This is a genomic window from Acidimangrovimonas pyrenivorans, assembly GCF_042643245.1.
GTDB classification, from domain to species: Bacteria; Pseudomonadota; Alphaproteobacteria; order Rhodobacterales; family Rhodobacteraceae; genus Acidimangrovimonas; species Acidimangrovimonas pyrenivorans.
Genome location: NZ_JBHRSK010000004.1, coordinates 539,941 through 558,118, shown reverse-complemented (window position 1 = coordinate 558,118; position 18,178 = coordinate 539,941). Strand labels below are relative to the sequence as shown.

At 66.9% G+C, this 18,178-nt stretch carries 14 protein-coding genes and 1 tRNA gene; 11 read left to right on the top strand and 4 right to left on the bottom strand.

Annotated elements, in window-relative coordinates:
• Window positions 1-55 precede the first annotated feature (55 nt).
• The 11 genes from pdxH (at window position 56) to ACFOES_RS05535 (ending at window position 14,441) form a co-directional block, all read left to right on the top strand.
• A complete protein-coding gene (pdxH, locus tag ACFOES_RS05585) occupies window positions 56-661 on the top strand; it encodes a pyridoxamine 5'-phosphate oxidase (protein WP_377833008.1) in 606 nt (201 codons plus the stop codon).
• Between the two features lie 121 nt (window positions 662-782).
• Window positions 783-1,322, top strand: a complete 540-nt coding sequence (locus tag ACFOES_RS05580; RefSeq protein WP_377832208.1) for a cold-shock protein — start codon at window positions 783-785, stop codon at window positions 1,320-1,322.
• Window positions 1,319-1,786: a DUF192 domain-containing protein gene (locus ACFOES_RS05575; protein ID WP_377832206.1), complete on the top strand. Its 468-nt coding sequence runs from the start codon at window positions 1,319-1,321 to the stop codon at window positions 1,784-1,786. Before ACFOES_RS05580 ends, ACFOES_RS05575 begins: the two co-directional genes overlap by 4 nt.
• Before the next feature lie 89 nt (window positions 1,787-1,875).
• Window positions 1,876-1,952 (top strand) — tRNA-Pro (locus ACFOES_RS05570).
• A gap of 499 nt (window positions 1,953-2,451) precedes the next feature.
• The gene (locus ACFOES_RS05565) at window positions 2,452-2,682 is read left to right on the top strand and encodes a tetratricopeptide repeat protein (protein WP_377832205.1); all 231 of its coding nucleotides are present in this window, start codon (window positions 2,452-2,454) and stop codon (window positions 2,680-2,682) included.
• Window positions 2,683-2,887: 205 nt separating this feature from the next.
• On the top strand, window positions 2,888-3,916 hold the full coding sequence (locus tag ACFOES_RS05560) for a YeiH family protein (protein ID WP_377832204.1): 1,029 nt from the start codon (window positions 2,888-2,890) through the stop codon (window positions 3,914-3,916).
• Window positions 3,917-3,925: 9 nt separating this feature from the next.
• The gene (locus ACFOES_RS05555) at window positions 3,926-4,834 is read left to right on the top strand and encodes a LysR family transcriptional regulator (RefSeq protein WP_377832203.1); all 909 of its coding nucleotides are present in this window, start codon (window positions 3,926-3,928) and stop codon (window positions 4,832-4,834) included.
• A gap of 388 nt (window positions 4,835-5,222) precedes the next feature.
• A complete protein-coding gene (locus ACFOES_RS05550; RefSeq protein WP_377832202.1) occupies window positions 5,223-6,197 on the top strand; it encodes an efflux RND transporter periplasmic adaptor subunit in 975 nt (324 codons plus the stop codon).
• Entirely contained in the window at window positions 6,190-9,426 is a 3,237-nt protein-coding gene (locus ACFOES_RS05545) for an efflux RND transporter permease subunit (protein WP_377832201.1), read from the top strand. Before ACFOES_RS05550 ends, ACFOES_RS05545 begins: the two co-directional genes overlap by 8 nt.
• Before the next feature lie 565 nt (window positions 9,427-9,991).
• A complete protein-coding gene (locus ACFOES_RS05540; protein WP_377832200.1) occupies window positions 9,992-13,669 on the top strand; it encodes a vitamin B12-dependent ribonucleotide reductase in 3,678 nt (1,225 codons plus the stop codon).
• Window positions 13,670-14,063: 394 nt separating this feature from the next.
• On the top strand, window positions 14,064-14,441 hold the full coding sequence (locus tag ACFOES_RS05535; protein ID WP_377832199.1) for a hypothetical protein: 378 nt from the start codon (window positions 14,064-14,066) through the stop codon (window positions 14,439-14,441).
• A gap of 429 nt (window positions 14,442-14,870) precedes the next feature.
• Here ACFOES_RS05535 and ACFOES_RS05530 read toward each other — a convergent pair whose 3' ends face one another.
• The 4 genes from ACFOES_RS05530 to ACFOES_RS05515 are packed head-to-tail and all read right to left on the bottom strand — an operon-like array spanning window position 14,871 to window position 18,158.
• A complete protein-coding gene (locus ACFOES_RS05530; RefSeq protein ID WP_377832198.1) occupies window positions 14,871-15,593 on the bottom strand; it encodes an ABC transporter ATP-binding protein in 723 nt (240 codons plus the stop codon).
• Window positions 15,590-16,339, bottom strand: coding sequence for an ABC transporter ATP-binding protein (locus ACFOES_RS05525; protein ID WP_377832197.1), 750 nt, complete (start codon window positions 16,337-16,339; stop codon window positions 15,590-15,592). Before ACFOES_RS05525 ends, ACFOES_RS05530 begins: the two co-directional genes overlap by 4 nt.
• Complete coding sequence (locus ACFOES_RS05520) at window positions 16,336-17,292, bottom strand: branched-chain amino acid ABC transporter permease (protein ID WP_377832196.1); 957 nt, start codon at window positions 17,290-17,292, stop codon at window positions 16,336-16,338. Before ACFOES_RS05520 ends, ACFOES_RS05525 begins: the two co-directional genes overlap by 4 nt.
• Window positions 17,292-18,158 (bottom strand): branched-chain amino acid ABC transporter permease, encoded by an 867-nt coding sequence (locus ACFOES_RS05515; RefSeq protein WP_377832195.1) that lies wholly within the window; start codon window positions 18,156-18,158, stop codon window positions 17,292-17,294. Before ACFOES_RS05515 ends, ACFOES_RS05520 begins: the two co-directional genes overlap by 1 nt.
• Between the last annotated feature and the right edge of the window lie 20 nt (window positions 18,159-18,178).

The window sequence follows — 18,178 nt, the reverse complement described above, 5'->3', positions numbered from 1 at the left end:
GCCGATTGATCGAAATATGACAATAAATGCGAAGCAAGCCCGAGGGGAGAGCAGGATGGCGGACAGAAGCGGGATCTTTGCCGGGGACGATCCGTTCCGGATCGCGCAGGACTGGCTGAACGCGGCGGAGGCGGAAGAGCCCAACGATCCCAACGCGATCGCGCTGTCGACCGTGGATGCCGACGGGCTGCCCAATGTCCGCATGGTTCTGCTCAAGGAGATCGAGGACGACGCCTTCGTCTTCTACACCAATTACGGCAGTGCCAAGGCGCATGAAATTGACGGCGCCGGAAAGGCCGCTTTCGTGCTACATTGGAAGAGTCTCCGCCGCCAGATCCGGGTGCGCGGTCTGACCGAGCGCGTCGCCGGGGCGCAGGCCGACGCCTATTACGCCTCGCGCTCGCTGAAAAGCCGGCTCGGCGCCTGGGCGTCGAAGCAGTCGCAACCGTTATCGTCGCGCATGGCCCTGATGGCCGAGGTCGCGCGCGTCACGGCGGAGAAGGGGGCGAATCCGCCGCGCCCGCCCTTCTGGGGCGGCTACCGCATTCGCCCGCTGGAGGTCGAGTTCTGGGCCGATGGTGCCTTCCGGTTGCATGATCGGTTCCGCTGGCGCCGCGACAATATCGACGATGCGTGGAAAATTCAGCGGCTAAACCCTTGAAACTCGCGCTTCGTGAAATGCAAGTCTTTCTGCCGCACGCGTTTTGTGCTTGAAATGGTAACTCTGATAGAGACAACACGCGGCGGGGGCTAACAAGAAAAATCGGGGAAGCGACGACAGAATGACCGATGATGATAAGGCCCTGCAAGAGGTGCATGGTCGGGTAAAGTGGTTCGACTTGGTGAAAGGCTTCGGCTTCATCGTCTCGGACGATGGCGGGCCCGATATCCTTCTTCACGCCAATGTGTTGCGCAATTTCGGGCAGAGCTCGGTGGCCGACGGGGCCGGTATCACGGTGCGGGTTCAGCAAACCCAGCGCGGGGCGCAGGCGGTCGAGGTTCTGGCGATCGAGCCGCCCGAGGGCGTCGGCCAGCCGATGCTCGACGATCTCAGCGGCAACCAGATGGCCGATCCGGCCACCCAGCCGCTGGAGCCGGCGCGGGTGAAATGGTTCGACAAGGGCAAGGGCTTCGGCTTCGCCAACGTCTTCGGCCGGCCCGAGGATGTCTTCATCCATGTCGAGGTGCTGCGCCTGTCCGGCTTCGCCGACCTCCAGCCCGGCGAGGCGATCGGGCTGCGCATCATCGAGGGCAAGCGCGGCCGCATGGCGACCCAGGTGACATCGTGGGAGGCGGCGCTGCGCGAGGACAAGCCCGAGTGAGGGCCTGGCTCGCGGCGCTGCTTGTGCTGGTGCCGCTGGCCGCCCGGGCCGAGTGCCGGCCCGACCGCGTCGAGCTGCGCGGCAGCAAGGGCGTGGTGCGCTTCGAGGTCGAACTGGCGACGACCGAGGCGGCGCGCCAGCGCGGGCTGATGAACCGGGCGCATCTGCCGTCCGGCGCCGGCATGCTGTTCCTCTATCCGCGGCCGAGCGCGGTGAACTTCTGGATGAAGGACACGCTGATCCCGCTCGATATCCTGTTCGCCGACCGCCGTGGCCGCGTCACCCGGCTCAAGGCCATGGCCCGGCCGGGCGACGAGCGCCTGATCCCGGGCGGCGACAAGGTGCAGGCGGTGCTCGAGATCAATGGCGGGCTGGCGGCGCAACTCGGCATCGGCCCCGGCACGGTGATGCGCCATCCCGGCTTCGATCCCGCCGTCGTCGCCTGGCCCTGCGGTGGGCGCTGAGCATCGGTGACGGCGCGCGGAGGCACGGCGGGACGAGGCGCACGCGGCCTCTTTCCTCCGCCGGCATTCCCGGCTAGACAGGCCGCCGTCGGGGCGTAGCGCAGCCTGGTAGCGCGACGGTTTTGGGTACCGTAGGTCGTGAGTTCGAATCTCGCCGCCCCGACCAAGTCTTGCTGGCTTCTATGGCATCTTCCGGCGTCAGACGGTTTACAAAAGCGGATTCTGTTTACAGATTTTGTGTAAAAGCAGCCTGATTACCGACGGTATCTGTCCCACTCCGGTACTTGTCTACGGCGCACGGCTGCCGTCGTTGAGGCTAGTACCGCCACGGCGTCCTGCCGGCCAAGCGCGACGAGGCGAAGGCGCGCGGTGCAACGCCAGTTGCCGGAAAACCCAGAGAAAATAACAATCCCGTGTGCATCTCTGGACAGACATGTGAACGCGGGGTTCGATGGATGGGCTTGGGGATTTCAGCCTTCCGCGTGCAAGCCTCGGACAGAAGCGCTTCGTCCGGCCGATTGAAGAAGCTTTAGGAGAGAGCCGAGGTAGGGCATTTGGGCGGCGCGACCGATGCGCCTATGACTGGCGGGGATGTACGTTTGTCCGTGACGGGACAGAGGAAGGTATTGCGAGTGCGGAAATTAGTGGTTCGGTGGCTCCCCACCATGGTCGCGATTGCGCTTTCGGCGTTGACGACGGTTACTGCAAGTTATGGCAAGGACTGCGCCGCCGGGGACGCGGTGGGCTGCGTGAATCTCGGCGCGGCCTATGCGGATGGCAAGGGCGTGCGGCGCGATGTTGCCAAGGCGGTGACTTTGCTCCGCAAGTCCTGCAATGCGGGCAGCGCGCTTGGCTGCAACAACCTCGGGTCGGCCTTCACGCATGGGGCACCGTAGGTCGTGCGTTCCAGACTCGCCGTCCCGACCATTCCCGCAACCCGACCATTTCCGCCCGACGAGGCATTTCGCCGGCGCGACGCGTCCTGGGGGAGCGCCCCCACGCCCGATCATTCGAAATCATCGAACGAAATGAGCAAAACAATCCGTTATATTGGTAGGTTGGATCGGCCTAGATCAGGTGGCGTCAAGGAAAGGAACCGTCATGTCCGACGCTGATCTCACCCAATCCACCCCGCCCGCCGCGTCTGCCGCGCGGCTGTGGCCGGGGCTTCTGCTCACCGGCGCCATCGGCGCCATCGCCTTCGCGCTGCACCACCTGCCGGGCTTCGGCGCGCTCAGCCCGCTGATCCTCGCCATCCTGATCGGCATGGCGGTGCATAACGTCATCGACACCCCGACCGCGGCCAAGGCCGGGGTCAAGTTCAGCCTGCGCCGGATCCTGCGCGCCGGCATCGTGCTGCTCGGCCTGCAGCTGACGCTGGGCCAGGTCGCCGCCGTCGGCCCGATGGGCGGGGCGCTGATCGCGGTGACGCTGGTCTCGACCTTCGCCTTCACCACCTGGCTCGGCCGCCGTCTCGGGGTCGAGGCCGGGCTGGCGCAACTGATCGCCGCCGGGACCTCGATCTGCGGTGCCTCGGCCGTCATCGCCACCAACGAGGTGACCCAGGCCGGTGACGAGGATGTCGCCTATGCCGTCGCCTGCGTCACCGTTTTCGGCTCCCTGTCGATGGTGCTCTACCCGATGCTGGGGGCGCTGCTGCCGCTGGGCGCGCATGGCTACGGGCTCTGGGCCGGCGCCTCGATCCACGAGGTCGCCCAGGTCGTCGCCGCCGGCTACCAGCGCGGCACCGAGGCCGGCGATTTCGCCACCATCGCCAAGCTGACCCGGGTTCTGATGCTGGCCCCCGTCGTCATCGTCCTGGGCCGCTGGGCCGCGCGCGGTGCCACCGGGCAGGGCAGCAGCCAGGCCGCGCCGATGCCGTGGTTCGTGATCGGCTTCCTGGGCATGGTGCTGGTCGCCTCGACCGGGATGGTGCCGGCGCCGGTCCATGCCGATGCCACCATCCTGACCCAGTTCCTGCTGGCCGTGGCGCTGGCGGCGATGGGGCTCGAGACCGACATCCGCAAGCTCAAGGCGATGGGGCTGCGGCCGCTGATCCTTGGCGCCGCCGCCTGGATCTTCATCGGTGCGCTCGCGCTGGCTCTGGTGCTGGTGACGGGGCAGGCGTAAGAGGATGCCATGACGCTGGAACAGCTCCGCATCTTCATCGCCGTGGCCGAGCGCGAGCATGTCACTCGCGCCGCGGAGGCGCTCAACCTCACGCAATCGGCCACCTCGGCGGCGGTGGCGGCGCTGGAAATGCGTCATGGCGCCATGCTGTTCGAACGCGTCGGCCGCCGCATCGCCCTGACCGAGGCGGGGCGGCGGTTCCTGCCCGAGGCCAAGGCGGTGCTGGCCCGCGCCGCCGCCGCCGAACGGCTGCTGGACGATCTGGCCGGGCTGAAGACCGGCGCGCTGCAGATCGCGGCCAGCCAGACCCTGGCGAATTACTGGCTGCCGCCGCTGATGCTGCAATTCCATCGCCGCCATCCGGGGATCGAATTGCACCTGACCATCGGCAATTCCGAGCAGGTCGCCGAGGAGGTCGCCGAGATGCGGGCCGACTTGGGCTTTGCCGAGGGGCCGGTGGCGGCGCCGCAGCTGGAAGAGCAGACGCTGCCGGGCGACGAGATGTACCTCGTCGTCGCGCCGGGGCATGCCTGGACGCAGGCGGCGCCGGACCGGGCGGCGCTGCTGGCCGGGACCTGGGTCCTGCGCGAGCCGGGCTCGGGCACGCGGGTTGCGATGGAGGAGGCGCTGTCGGGGCAGGGGCTCGACCCGGCGGCGCTGGCCGACCGGCTGGAACTGACCTCGAACGAGGCGGTGCGCAGCGCGGTGACGGCGGGCGGCGGGGCGACGATTCTGTCGCATCTGGTGGTCGAGGCCAGCCTTGCCGCGGGCGAGCTAGTGCGGTTGCCCTTCCCGCCGCTGGTGCGCCGCTTCCGCCTGCTGCGCCACCGCGAGCGCCACGAGACCCACGCCGCCCGCGCCTTCGCGGCACTTCTGCGTGAGCGCGTCGCGCCACCGGCGGGAAACTCCGGCGACTGAGCCGGGTCGTGCTGCGCGGAAACAGTTTGTTTCCTTTGATCGACAAGGTCTTGTCCCGCCGAAACGGCGAGCGGGCGGGGCCTGCGCCGCGGCGGCGGCAGAGATGGCCGGGCGGCTTGCTAAAGGCCTGCGATCCGGTCTAATCGCGCTGCCGAAAACATTTCTTTGCGACAAATCAATGTGCAGTGTGCCCGATGTGAGGCAGTCTGGCCGAAATGCGGGCGCCGGGGCCGGGTGGACTGTGGTGTCGCCGGCACGGGCCCGAAACGTGATGACAGTGCGGATATTCGAAGGGTTGCAATTGGTGGACTGAATACATATTCACGAACACGAATATGAAAGACGCCAATGCGGCGCCTCGGGCCCGCAGTATTGAGAGGACGACATCATGCGATCGCTTCTGGCCGCTCTTGCCCTGTCCGCCGTGCCGCTGATTGCACAGGCGGCCGATCCCGCACCGATTGAGCCGGTGACAGTGACCGACTGGAAGGCCGTCTACGGCCAGATCGAGGCCCGCGACCAGGTGCCCGCCCGGGCCCGAATCGGCGGCACGCTGGTCGACCTGACCGTGACCGAGGGCGACCAGGTCACCGCCGGCCAGAAGATCGGCGAGATCGTCGACGAGAAGATCACCTACCAGCTCAACTCGATCGACGCCCAGCTCCACGCGCTGCAGGCCCAGCTGAGCAATGCCAAGACCGAGTTGACCCGCGGCGAGGAACTGCTCAGCCGCGGCGTCACCACGACCCAGCGGCTCGACCAGCTGCGGACCCAGGTCGACGTGCTGACCAACCAGATCGCCTCGACCCAGGCGCAACGCCAGGTCATCGTCCAGCAGGCGGCCGAGGGCCAGGTGCTGGCGCCGATCGCCGGCCGCGTCCTGACCGTGCCGGTGACCAAGGGCTCGGTGATCATGCCGGGCGAGGCGGTGGCGACGGTGGGCGGCGGCGGCTTCTTCCTGCGCCTCGCCGTGCCCGAACGCCACGCCGCCTTCATGGAGCAGGGCGACGCGATCACCATCGAGACGCCGGAAGGCACCGCCGAGGGCCACCTGGCCAAGATCTATCCGCTGATCCAGGGCGGCCGCGTCAGTGCCGATGTCGAGGTCAAGAACCTGCCCGACCGCTTCGTCAACGCGCGGGTGCTGGTCCGGCTGCCGGTCGGCAAGCGCCAGGCGCTGATGGTTCCCGCCACGGCCGTCACCACCCGCCTCGGGCTCGACTATGTCGAGGTGATGGAAGGGGGCGACAAGGTGCTTCGGACCGTGGTGCCGGGCAGCCACGACAAGGTGAACGGCGTCGACATGGTTGAAATCCTGACCGGTCTGAGCGCCGGCGATCGCGTGGTGACCGGCAATGAGTGACATCGAGACCAACGACGAGCTGGAGACGCCCGTCAAGCTGGGTATCGCCGGCCGGCTGACGCAGGCCTTCGTGCGCTCGCCGCTGACGCCGCTGTTCATCATCGCGGCGCTGGCGGTCGGCATCGTGGCGCTGATGACGCTGCCGCGCGAGGAGGAGCCGCAGATCTCGGTCCCCCTGGTCGACATCCACATCCAGGCCCCGGGGCTGAAGGCGGCCGACGCCGTCAAGCTGGTGACCGAGCCGATGGAGACCATCGTCAAGGGCATCGACGGAGTCGAGCACGTCTATTCCTCGACCCGCGACGACTACGCCATGGTCACCGCGCGGTTCAAGGTCGGCACCTCGGCCGACGCGGCGATCCTGCGCGTCCATGACAAGGTGCGGGCCAATCTCGACCGCATCCCGGTCGGCATTCCCGAACCGCTGATCGTCGGCCGCGGCATCAACGATGTCGCCATCGTCTCGCTGACCCTGACGCCGAAGGACGGCGCCCATGTCAGCGCCAACGACCTGACCCGGATCGCGCGCGAGCTGCGCACCGAGGTCGCCAAGATCAACAATGTCGGCCTGTCCTACCTTGTCGGCGACGCGCCCGACGCGATCCGCGTCGACCCCGATCCCGAGAAGCTGGCGCTCTACGGCATCACGCTGCAGCAGCTGGCAGGCAAGGTGCAGGGCGCCAACCGGTCGCTGAACACCGGCAAGGTGCGCGATCATGGCCAGCAGATCGACCTCGTCGCCGGCAAGACGCTGACCACCTCGGCCGAGATCGGCAACCTGCTTCTGACCTCGCGCGACGGCCGGCCGGTCTATGTCCGCGACGTCGCCAAGATCGAGTTCGTGCCCGACACCTCGGACCACATCGTCTCGAACGTTTCCAAGGGGCCCGACGGCAAGATCGTCCGCGAACCGGCGGTGACGCTGGCGGTGGCCAAGCGGGCGGGATCGAACGCCGTCATCGTGGCCGACCAGATCCTGCACAAGGTCCACAGCCTGGAAGGCTCGCTGATCCCCGACACGGTCAATGTCAAGGTCACCCGCGACTATGGCGAGACCGCGAACGAGAAGGCCAACGAGCTGCTGTTCCACCTCGGCCTCGCCACGTTGTCGATCATCGGCCTGGTGTTGCTGGCGGTGGGCTGGCGCGAGTCGATCGTCGTCGCGATCGTCATTCCCGTCACCATCCTGCTGACGCTCTTCGCGGCCTGGATCATGGGCTACACGCTCAACCGGGTGTCGTTGTTCGCGCTGATCTTCTCGATCGGCATCCTCGTCGACGACGCCATCGTGGTGATCGAGAACATCGCCCGGCACTGGGGCATGGATCCGAAGAAGAACCGCGTCCGGGCGGCGGTCGAGGCGGTGGCCGAGGTCGGCAACCCGACCATCGTCGCCACGCTGACCGTGGTCGCGGCCCTGCTGCCGATGCTCTTCGTCTCGGGGCTGATGGGGCCCTACATGAGCCCGATCCCCTCGGTCGCCTCGGCGGCGATGATCTTCTCCTTCTTCGTCGCGGTGATCATCACGCCGTGGCTGATGGTCAAGATCGCCGGCAAGGCGCCGATGAAGGATCACGCCCATGACGACACCTATGGCGGTCATCCCGGCGGCGGGCTGGGCAAGGTCTATGCCGCGGTCGCCCGGCCGATCCTGAAGACCAAGGCGCGCAGCCTGACCTTCCTGCTGGTCACCGTGGTGCTGTCCTTCGGCTCGCTCAGCCTGCTTTACACCAAGGACGTGACGGTCAAGCTCTTGCCCTTCGACAACAAGTCCGAGCTTTCGGTGGTGATCGACCTGCCGGCCGGGGCGTCGGTCGAGGCGACCGACGCGGTGGCCCAGCAGGTCGCCGACAAGGTGCTGAGCCTGCCCGAGGTGATCTCGGCCCAGACCCATGCCGGCACGGCGACGCCGTTCGACTTCAACGGTCTCGTCCGGCACTACTACCTGCGCGCCGATCCCAACCAGGGCGACGTCCAGATCAACCTGACGCCGAAGGGCGAGCGGGAGCGGACCAGCCACCAGATCGCGCTGCAGATCCGCAAGATGATCGCCGGTATCGACATGCCCAAGGGCACGACGCTGAAGACGGTCGAACCGCCGCCGGGCCCGCCCGTCATCTCGACCCTGCTGGCCGAGGTCTACGGACCGACGCCCGAGATCCGGCGCGACGCGGCGCGCAAGATCCAGAAGGCGTTCGAGTCGGTGCCGTTCATCGTCGATGTCGATAACAGCTTCCGCAACCAGCCGCGGCGGCTGCGGGCGACGATCTCGACCGACAACCTCGAATTCTACGGGGTCCAGGAATCGGACGTGTTCAACACCATGGCGATCCTGAACGGCGGCGAGACGGTCGGCTATTCGCATCGCGGCGCCGGGCGCACCCCGATCCCGATCACCATCGAACGCGACAAGGGCGAGAAGACGATCGACCAGGCCTTCCTGTCAACGCCGATCCCGGCCAACGTGCTTCCGGGCGCGCGCGGGGTGGTCGAACTGGGCGACGTCGTCAACGTGCACGAGGAGAAGGCGAGCTACCCGATCTTCCGCCATAACGGCCGCTTCGCCGAGATGGTGACGGGCGAGTTGGCCGGGAGCTTCGAAGCGCCGCTCTACGGCATGATCGCGGTCGACAAGGCGCTCGACAAGATGGACTGGGCGCCGGGCGAGAAACCGGTGGTCAGCCTGCACGGCCAGCCCGATGACGAAAGCCACGTCACCCTGCTGTGGGACGGCGAGTGGGAAGTCACCTGGGTGACCTTCCGCGACATGGGCGCGGCCTTCGGCGTGGCGCTGCTGGGCATCTACATCCTGGTGGTGGCGCAGTTCGGCTCGTTCCGGCTGCCGCTGGTGATCCTGACGCCGATCCCGCTGACCTTCCTCGGCATCATGGCCGGCCACTGGCTGTTCCACGCGCCGTTCTCGGCGACCTCGATGATCGGTTTCATCGCCTTGGCGGGGATCATCGTGCGGAACTCGATCCTGCTGGTCGACTTCATCCGCCACGGCGATCACGAGCACAAGCCGATGACCGAGGTCATCCTCGAGGCCGGGGCGATCCGCTTCAAGCCGATCCTGCTGACCGCTGTGGCGGCGATGATCGGCGCGGTGGTGATCCTGTCCGACCCGATCTTCCAGGGCCTGGCGATCTCGCTGCTGTTCGGCCTGCTGAGCTCGACTCTGCTGACCGTTCTGGTGATCCCGGCGATCTACCGGGTGTTCAAGACCTGAGGCAGAAACGACACAACATCTAGTTTGCGGCGCGCCTGACCGGGCGCGCCGTTTTCTTTTCGCAACAGCGGCTTGGAGAGCGGGCCGGGCGGCCCGGGCCGGCCGCGGTGCCACGTCCGGGCGCGCCCGGGCTTCACGTTGTTTTTCAACAGATTTCGCTAAACCTATACCATAGCAACGCATTTTCCGCCGATGCCGGGAAGGGGCGGGCGCCGGGCCCGGGCGGGGGCCGTCACGAAAATGAATCATTCGGCGGCTACCCCCTAGATGTGCCCTGCGCCCGGTCAACTGAAAAATCCTGTGGGTAGTGCAAATTTTCCCGTTGACCCATGCCCGCGTTCCACGTCAGTTTGTGTGGGCTGACCCAGTAAGCCACAATATATAGTGGCGGGGCGGAACGGGACGAACCTAACACCTTTCAGGCGGCTCAGATCGCCCTGGCAGGCGGTGGCATTGCGCACCGTCACCGGTTCCGACGTCCTTCTCGCCCCCTGCCGGGACAGTGCCGCGCGCGCCAGAAGGCCAAGGCGGCTTGGGGCAAGCAGGTTTTGGAAGGACAGGGCAGATGAAGATCGATCGCAAATTCACCACGGCCGGCCAGGACGCCTACGCGGCGCTCGACTTCACGACGACCGTCTCGGAGATCCGCAATCCCGACGGCACCGTCGTCTTCCGCAACGACTCGGTCGAGGTGCCGCAGGGCTGGAGCCAGGTCGCCTCGGACGTGCTGGCGCAGAAGTATTTCCGCAAGGCCGGAGTGCCGGCGCGGCTCAAGAAGCTGCGCGAGAAGGGCGTGCCGGAATTCCTGTGGCGCTCGGTGCCCGACACCAAGGCGCTGGAGCAACTGCCCGAGGACGACCGCTATGTCGGCGAGTCGAGCGCCAAGCAGGTCTTCGACCGTCTCGCCGGCGCCTGGACCTACTGGGGCTGGAAGGGCGGCTATTTCAGCACCGAGGAGGACGCCCGCGCCTATTTCGACGAGATGCGGGTGATGCTGGCCCGGCAGATGGCGGCGCCGAACAGCCCGCAGTGGTTCAACACCGGCCTGCACTGGGCCTATGGCATCGACGGGCCTAGCCAGGGCCACTATTACGTCGACTACAAGACCGGCAAGCTGACCAAGTCCGACAGCGCCTACGAGCATCCGCAGCCCCATGCCTGCTTCATCCAGTCGGTGGCCGACGACCTGGTCGGCGACGGCGGCATCATGGATCTCTGGGTCCGCGAGGCGCGGCTGTTCAAATACGGCTCTGGCACCGGCACCAACTTCTCCAGCCTGCGCGCCGAGGGCGAGAAGCTGTCGGGTGGCGGCAAGTCGTCGGGCTTGATGGGCTTCCTGCGCATCGGCGACCGCGCCGCCGGCGCGATCAAGTCGGGCGGCACCACCCGGCGCGCCGCCAAGATGGTGATCTGCGACATGGATCACCCGGACATCGAGGAATTCGTCACCTGGAAGGTGAAGGAAGAGCAGAAGGTGGCCAGCCTCGTCGCCGGCTCGAAGATGCACGAGCAGGAGCTGAACAAGATCTTCGCCGCCATCCGTGCCTTCGACGGCTCGGAAGAGGGCGCGGTCGATCCCGCCGCCAATCCCGGGCTGAAGGAGGCGATCCGCAGCGCCAAGCGGGTGATGATCCCCGAGACCTATATCAACCGGGTGCTGCAATACGCCCGCCAGGGCTATGACAGCATCGAGTTCCCGACCTACGACACCGACTGGGACAGCGAAGCCTATGTCACCGTCGCGGGCCAGAACTCGAACAACTCGGTCCGCGTCACCGACGCCTTCCTCAAGGCGGTCAAGGACGATGCCGACTGGGAGCTGCTGCGCCGCACCGATGGCAAGGTCGCCAAGACCGTCAAGGCGCGCGAGCTGTGGGATCAGGTCGGCCACGCCGCCTGGGCCTGCGCCGATCCGGGCATCCAGTTCCACGACACCGTCAACAGCTGGCATACCTGCCCCGAGGACGGGCCGATCCGCGGCTCGAACCCGTGCTCGGAATACATGTTCCTCGACGACACGGCCTGCAACCTGGCCTCGATGAACCTGCTGACCTTCTACAAGGGCGGCAAGTTCGACGCCGAGGCCTTCGTCCATGCCACCCGGCTGTGGACCGTCACGCTGGAAATCTCGGTGCTGATGGCGCAGTTCCCGTCGAAGGAAATCGCCCAGCTCTCCTACGATTTCCGCACCCTCGGCCTCGGCTACGCCAATATCGGCGGCCTGCTGATGACGATGGGGCTGGGCTATGACAGCGTCGAGGGCCGGGCCCTTGGCGGCGCGCTGACCGCGATCATGACCGGCGTCGCCTATGCCACCTCGGCCGAGATGGCGGGCGAGCTGGGTGCCTTCCCGGGCCATTCGCGCAACGCCCGCCACATGCTGCGGGTGATCCGCAACCACCGTCGCGCCGCCTATGGCGAGACCCGGAACTACGAGGATCTGGCGGTCAAGCCGGTGCCGCTCGACCACGCGAACTGTCCCGACCAAGACCTTGTCGCGCTTGCCAAATCCTCGTGGGACGAGGCGCTGGAGCTGGGCGAACGCCACGGCTATCGCAACGCCCAGGTCTCGGTCATCGCGCCGACCGGCACGATCGGGCTGGTGATGGATTGCGACACCACCGGGATCGAGCCGGACTTCGCGCTGGTCAAGTTCAAGAAGCTCGCCGGCGGCGGCTACTTCAAGATCATCAACCGTTCGGTTCCGGCGGCGCTGGAAAGCCTCGGCTACGGCTCGGCCCAGATCGAGGAGATCATCGCCTATGCCGTCGGCCATGCCAGCATCGGCAACTGCCCGGGCATCAACCCGACGGCGCTGATCGGCCACGGCTTCGGCCCGCGCGAGCTCGAGAAGATCGAGGCGGCGCTGCCCTCGGCCTTCGACATCCGCTTCGTCTTCAACCAGTGGACGCTGGGCGAGGCGTTCTGCACCCAGACCCTCGGCATCCCGACCGAGAAGCTGAACGATCCGGGCTTCGACCTGCTGCGCCACCTCGGCTTCACCCGGGCCCAGATCGAGGCCGCCAACGACCATGTCTGCGGCACCATGACCCTGGAAGGCGCGCCGCATCTCGACCCGGCGCATTACCATGTCTTCGACTGCGCCAACCCCTGCGGCAAGAAGGGCAAGCGTTACCTGTCCGTCGACAGCCACATCAAGATGATGGCGGCGGCGCAGAGCTTCATCTCGGGAGCGATCTCGAAGACCATCAACATGCCGAACTCGGCGACGATCGAGGATTGCCTCGCGGCCTACGAGCTCAGCTGGTCGCTCGGCATCAAGGCCAACGCGCTCTACCGTGACGGCTCGAAGCTGAGCCAGCCGCTCGCCGCCTCGCTGGTCGAGGATGACGAGGAGGCCGAGGAAATCCTCGCCACCGGTTCGGCCCAGGAAAAGGCGCAGGTGCTGGCCGAGAAGATCGTCGAGAAGGTGGTGGTCAAGGAGATCGTCCGCAGCCACCGCGAGAAGCTGCCCGAACGGCGCAAGGGCTATACCCAGAAGGCCATCGTCGGCGGCCACAAGGTCTATCTGCGGACCGGCGAATACAAGGACGGCTCGCTGGGCGAGATCTTCATCGACATGCACAAGGAAGGCGCCGGTTTCCGGGCGATGATGAACAACTTCGCCATCGCCGTCTCGGTCGGGCTGCAATACGGCGTGCCGCTGGAGGAATTCGTCGATGCCTTCACCTTCACCAAGTTCGAGCCGGCGGGCATGGTGCAGGGCAACGACAGCATCAAGAACGCGACCTCGATCCTCGACTACATCTTCCGCGAGCTGGCGGTGTCCTATCTCGACCGCACCGACCTGGCCCATGTGAAGCCGTCGGGCGCCACCTTCGACGACCTCGGCGGCGGCCATGACGAGGGCCAGCCCAACCTTGCCGAGGTCAGCGACAGCGCGGCGTCGAAATCGCTCGAGGTGCTGAAGCAGATCAGCTCGACCGGCTACCTGCGCAAGCGGGTGCCGCAGGAACTGGTGGTGCTGCAGGGCGGCATGGGCGCGACGGCGCTGGCCGGCGCCGCGGACCCGTCGGCGGCGCTGGCGACGCTGGTGCCCGAGGCCGGGGTGAGCGGCTCCACCGCCGTCTCCTCCGGCACGGTGTCGATGGACGCCCGCACCAAGGCCAAGATGCAGGGCTACGAGGGTGATCCCTGCGGCGAATGCGGCAACTACACGCTGGTCCGCAACGGCACCTGCATGAAGTGCAACACCTGCGGCGCGACCTCGGGCTGCAGCTGAGGCCCGGGCCAGGGCTGTCCCTCCGGGCGTAGTTTCTCCCGAATCGGGCAAAGGTCTCCCGGTTTGGGGGCAAGGGATCTCCCGAATGGCTTGAGCGATGATTTCCGCGGGGTCCGGCAGTGCCGGACCCCGCTTGACTTTGCCGAGGCGAGTATTTTGCGCGAACGGCCCTGGGCGCGGCCGCCAAGCGGAGCACGTCACGCGGAACCGACGCCCGTCAGTGAAGGCGTCTGGCATGAAGTCGAGGCTCCTGCGCTCATTGGCCCGCTCGGGCACGACCAGAGGGCGCCGGGTGCCCAAGGTGGCCGCCCCGTGCTGCCCCGGCCTCCAAGGCCTTGAGCTTCGACCGCAGCACCTGTAGCCCGTGACAGGCGCTACAGGCCAAGGAAACCCCATGTCAGCCGAGCAACACATCCCCCGTCCGACCGCCACCGGCAGCCCTGCGCCCAACAGTGTCGCGAAGACCCCGAACCCCTTCCTGCTGTTCATAGAGATTGCCGGCGCGGCGGTGTTCATCGGCTACATGACCTACCTCCACCTCCTGGCGAACCCGCTGGCCGCGGGCGCCGCCGGCATCGCGTTGGGCTTCGCCGCGATCCTCCTCCTCAACACCACGAGGCTGCGCCCGCTTCTGGTCGCCGGCTGGGCCGGCGCCTTCGGCGTCGCCGCCTGGCATTTCGGCTGGGGTCCGATCCTCATCGCCCTGGCCGCCGTGCTCGGTGCCGCGATCAAGATCGGCGAGATGCTGTTCCTGTCGGCATTCCGGGGCTGACGGGGGCCTGCCCGGCGCCCCCTCAGATCATCGAGGAGGGCCCGCAGAATGCGCAGGGTGCGCAGTCATGGCGCTCCGCCTCAACGCGACCTCGGCCACACACCGGCTATAGGCGTCGAGAACCGCCCCCCCTTGGTGCATGGGGGGCTGGCCCGATGCGGTGTAGCCCTCGCTCGGCGCAGCGCGGCGTTGGGGGCGGACCAGTTCGTCATGCGAGAGCGGGAGCGCGCGCGCTTCGGCATGACACATGCTCCAGCGCACTGGAGTCGCATAGCGAGTCCTCCTCACCGCTTTGTGCAACAAGCCCTATCGACGGCCTGTTCCGCTGGCGCGGGATCGGATCGCAGGGGAGGGGGCAGGCCGGTGCGGCCTGCCCGGGTCTCAGGTTGCCCGGGTCTCAGGTTGCCCGGGTCTCAGGTTACCCGGGGCTCAGATGTCCCAGGTCTCGGCGCTGACCCCGGCCAGCGACTGCAACCGGTCCTCGTCGGCCGACAGCTCCGCCGCGGTGCCGTCGAAGGCGATCTCGCCGTCGTTGAGGACGTAGGCATGGTCGGCGACCTCGAGGCTCATGCGCACGTTCTGCTCGACCAGCAGCACCGACATGCCCTGGTCGCGCATCCGTACGATGATGTTGAACACCTCGCGCACGATCAGGGGGGCGAGGCCCTGCGAGGGCTCGTCGAGGATCAAGAGCTTGGGGTTCAGCAGCAGCGCCCGGGCGATCGACAGCATCTCCTGCTCGCCCCCCGAAAGCTGGCGCCCCTTGTTGTCGCGCCGCTCCTTGAGCCGGGGAAACAGGTCGTAAATCGTGTCGATGGTCCAGGGGCCGGGCCGGTCGGCCGGCACCTTGAGGTTCTCCTCGATCGTCAGGTTGGGGAAGATCTTGCGCCCCTCGGGCACGAAGCCCACCCCCATCTCGGCGATGACGTAGGGCGGCTTGCGCGTCGTGTCCTTGCCGAAGATCTGGACATGGCCCTCGCGCGCCGGGGTCAGCCCGACCAGGCTGCGCAGCGTGGTCGACTTGCCGGCGCCGTTGCGGCCCAGAAGGGTGGTGATCTTGCCTTCCTCGACCTTCAGGCTGACGCCGTGCAGGATGTGGCTCTTGCCGTAATAGGTTTCCAGACCTTCGGCGATCAATGCGTAATCGGTCATGCGGCCCCTCCCAGATAGGCGGCCTGAACCTCCGCGTTGGCGGTGATCTCGGCCGGCGTGCCCTCGGCCAGCGGCCGGCCCTGTTCGAGCACGGTGATCTTGTCGGCGAGGTTGAACACCACGCGCATGTCATGCTCGATCAGCACGATGGTCAGGTTCTGGTCGCCATGGATGCGCTTGATCAGCCGGGCGACGGCGTGGGTCTCATCGTCACCCATCCCGGCGGTCGGCTCGTCCAGCAGCAGAAGCCGCGGGTTGAGCGCCAGCGCCATCATGATCTCGCAGGCCCGCTGGTCGCCATGGCTGAGCTCGCCGGCATAGCGGCCGGCGATCCGGGTCAGCCCGCCTTCCTCGAGCAGTGCGTCGATCCGCTCGCGGATCGGCGCCTGCAGCCGGGCCGGGATCTTCGGCGCCAGGTGCAGGCCCGCCGCGATCTCGACCGGGATGCGGATGTTCTCGCGCACCGACAGGTCGGGGAAGATCTCGGTGATCTGGAAGGTCCGCGCCATGCCCATCCGCACCCGGGCCGAGGGCTTGATGCCCGCCAGGTCCTGGTCTTCGAGCAGCACCCGGCCCGAGGTCAGGTCGAGCATGCCGGTGATCAGGTTGAAGAACGTGGTCTTGCCGGCGCCGTTCGGTCCGATCACCGCCCGGCACTCGCCCTTTTCCACCGTCATCGTGACGCCGTCGACAGCGACCAGGCTGCCGAAGTGCCGCGAGACGTTTTCGATCTTGAGAAAGCTCATTCCACGCTCCTCCGCCGAATGATGCCCAGGACGCCGCGCGGGAAGAACAGCACCGCGATGACGAAGACGAGGCCGATGAAGGACATCCAGTTGGGGGTGGCGCTGGACAGGTAGTCCTGCAGCACGACATAGATCGCCGCACCGACCAGCGGTCCCCAGAACGAGCGCATGCCGCCCAGCACGCACATGATCACGAAGACCCCCGATTGCGTCCAGTAGAGGGCGCGCGGGTCGACGAAGTTGTTCAGCAGCGCATAGAGCGTGCCGCTGAGCGCCATGAACGAGCACGAGATCACCCAGGAGGTCCAGATGTGGAAGTTGACGCTGATGCCCAGGAACCGGGTCCGCCGCTCGTTCTCGCGGATCGCGATCAGGGTGCGGCCGAAGGGCGACTGCAGCAGGAAGGCCATCGCCGCCACGGCCAGGGCGAAGATCGCCAGCACGAAGTAGTAGAAGGTGACCGGCTGGTGCTGGATGTCCAGCGTCGCGACGCCGAGGTGGATCTGCTGCCGGGTCCAGTTGGTCAGCCCGTCATCGCCGCCGGTGACGTTGTTCCAGCGGAAGGCGATGAAGTAGAAGACCTGGGCGAAGGCGATCGTGACCATGGCGAAATAGACGCCGCGCAGCCGCACGATCATCGGCCCGATCAGCGCCGCCGCCAGCGCGCCGACGCCGGTGCCGACCAGCATCCCGAGCCCGGTCGAGGGTACGAGGTAGCGGATCGTCATGCCGACGCCGTAGGCACCGAGGCCGAAATAGGCGGCATGTCCGAAGGACAGCACGCCGGTATAGCCGAGCAGGAAGTTCAGCGACATCGCGGCCAGGCCCATCACCACCACCTGGGTGCCGAGCTCGGTATAGCCGCCGACCGCGTTGATCCAGTAGGGCATGGTCAGCAGCAGGGCCCAGACCACGATGCTGTGGCCCTGTTTCTTCAGATCGATCTTCAGCATCAGAAGCGCCCTTCCTCACCCAGCAGGCCCTGCGGCCGCACCAGCAGGACCGCCGCCATCATCACGTACATCACCGCTTCCGTGCCCGAGGGCAGGAAGACCGCGGTGATGCCCGAGGCGACGCCGATCAGCAGGCCGCCGAGCAGCGTGCCCAGCAGGCTGCCCAGCCCGCCGATGATGATCGCGACGAAGCTCGGCATGATCAGCGACGAGCCGATGGTCGGCTGCAGCCCGAGCTGGCCCGCCGCCAGCACCCCGGCGAGGCCGGCGAGGTAGATGCCGATGCCGAAGTTCAGGTTGCGCAGGACCCGGACGTTGACGCCCAGCACCGAGACCGTCTCGAGATCCAGGGTGCCGGCGCGGATGCGCAGGCCCAGCCGGGTCTTGTTCATGACCCAGAACAGCCCGCCGACGGCGATCGCGACGAGGGCGATCATCAGCAGCCGGTAGCCGGTCAGGAAGAAGTAATTCGGGTTCAGCGGCGTCATCAGCCAGCCCGGCACCTGGTAGGGCACGCTCTGCGCGCCCCAGATGACGCGGGTGGCGTCCTCGAAGATGAAGGCCAGGCCGAAGGTCAGCAGCAGGCTGTAGAGCGGATCGCGGCCATAGACCCGGCTGATGAGGAATTTCTCGACGATCAGTCCCAGCGCGGCGGTGATGACCGGCGCCAGCAGCACCCCGCCCCAGAAGCCGACATAGGGCGACAGGGTGTAGGCGATGTAGGCACCGATAGCCAGGAACCCGCCATGGGCGAAGTTGATCACGTCCGACAGGCTCATGATCAGCGACAGGCCGATCGCCATCAGCGCGTAGAAGGCGCCGATGATCAGTCCGTTCGCGATGTTGAAGAGGATGAGTTGAGTCATGCTTGCATGGCTTTCCCGTA

Bases quoted from the DNA above. Each gene is read 5' to 3' on its own strand.
- ACFOES_RS05515 (WP_377832195.1), bottom strand. From the start codon at position 18,158: ATGACTCAACTCATCCTCTTCAACATCGCGAACGGACTGATCATCGGC.
- ACFOES_RS05530 (WP_377832198.1), bottom strand. From the start codon at position 15,593: ATGACCGATTACGCATTGATCGCCGAAGGTCTGGAAACCTATTACGGC.
- ACFOES_RS05535 (WP_377832199.1), top strand. From the start codon at position 14,064: ATGTCAGCCGAGCAACACATCCCCCGTCCGACCGCCACCGGCAGCCCT.
- ACFOES_RS05560 (WP_377832204.1), top strand. From the start codon at position 2,888: ATGTCCGACGCTGATCTCACCCAATCCACCCCGCCCGCCGCGTCTGCC.
- ACFOES_RS05525 (WP_377832197.1), bottom strand. From the start codon at position 16,339: ATGAGCTTTCTCAAGATCGAAAACGTCTCGCGGCACTTCGGCAGCCTG.
- ACFOES_RS05540 (WP_377832200.1), top strand. From the start codon at position 9,992: ATGAAGATCGATCGCAAATTCACCACGGCCGGCCAGGACGCCTACGCG.
- ACFOES_RS05545 (WP_377832201.1), top strand. From the start codon at position 6,190: ATGAGTGACATCGAGACCAACGACGAGCTGGAGACGCCCGTCAAGCTG.
- ACFOES_RS05555 (WP_377832203.1), top strand. From the start codon at position 3,926: ATGACGCTGGAACAGCTCCGCATCTTCATCGCCGTGGCCGAGCGCGAG.
- ACFOES_RS05520 (WP_377832196.1), bottom strand. From the start codon at position 17,292: ATGCTGAAGATCGATCTGAAGAAACAGGGCCACAGCATCGTGGTCTGG.
- pdxH (WP_377833008.1), top strand. From the start codon at position 56: ATGGCGGACAGAAGCGGGATCTTTGCCGGGGACGATCCGTTCCGGATC.
- ACFOES_RS05580 (WP_377832208.1), top strand. From the start codon at position 783: ATGACCGATGATGATAAGGCCCTGCAAGAGGTGCATGGTCGGGTAAAG.
- ACFOES_RS05565 (WP_377832205.1), top strand. From the start codon at position 2,452: ATGGTCGCGATTGCGCTTTCGGCGTTGACGACGGTTACTGCAAGTTAT.
- ACFOES_RS05550 (WP_377832202.1), top strand. From the start codon at position 5,223: ATGCGATCGCTTCTGGCCGCTCTTGCCCTGTCCGCCGTGCCGCTGATT.